This window comes from Streptomyces sp. ID05-39B, assembly GCF_033794725.1.
GTDB lineage: Bacteria > Actinomycetota > Actinomycetes > Streptomycetales > Streptomycetaceae > Streptomyces > Streptomyces bobili.
Map to the genome: position 1 here is coordinate 1 of NZ_JARGEF010000552.1, position 663 is coordinate 663.

At 77.4% G+C, this 663-nt stretch carries 1 pseudogene; it reads left to right on the top strand.

Annotated elements, in window-relative coordinates:
• Window positions 1-338: 338 nt before the first annotated feature.
• A pseudogene (locus P1P75_RS41850) lies at window positions 339-663 on the top strand (MBL fold metallo-hydrolase); the annotation flags it as partial.

The following is a 663-nucleotide window of genomic DNA, read 5'->3' on the forward strand; positions in this document are numbered from 1 at the left end:
TGGTTGTGGGGCCCTCCCCCCAGTTGGGGGGTGGCCTGGCCTTCGGCTGCGGGCTCTGTGCCGGGGTGCGCCTGGGCGGCCGGCGGGGCCGGGCACGGGGAGGGCGGGCATCGGCCGGCGGCGGGGGGCCGCTGCCGTCGGACGGTGGAAGGGACGGGACACCGGTTCGCGGTGGGCCGCTCTCGAGGAGACCGAGGGGAGGAGCGCGGACACCGGTCCTCGGTGGGCCGCTCTCGGAGAGGCCGACGGGACGCGCGCCGAACGTGCCGAGGGACCGGGCGCCAGGGAGTGCGCAGGGTCGGCCGCCGGGTCCGGCGCGGAGTTGGCCACCGGGTCCGGTGCGGAGTCGGGCGGCGGGGGCTCGGTACGGGTGGTCGCGGGCGACCGGGGCAGCGGTGTTGCTCTGCGCGGCCGCGGCCGGGGTGTCCGCCGGGCTGCACGGGGCCGATCTGCGGAGAGGACCGGTGCCGGTGCTGGCGCGCGAGTATGCCTCCGTCACCGCCGAGGTGGAGCTGACCTCGGACCCGCGGCTTGCCCGGCCCAAGGTGACGGGGAACCACATGGCCCCGGATTCGGTGCTGATCAACGGGGAGGTGCGGAGCATCGAGGCGGGCGGGCCCGACAGGCCTGGCCGCCTCGATGCTCCGCACCTCCCCGTTGATC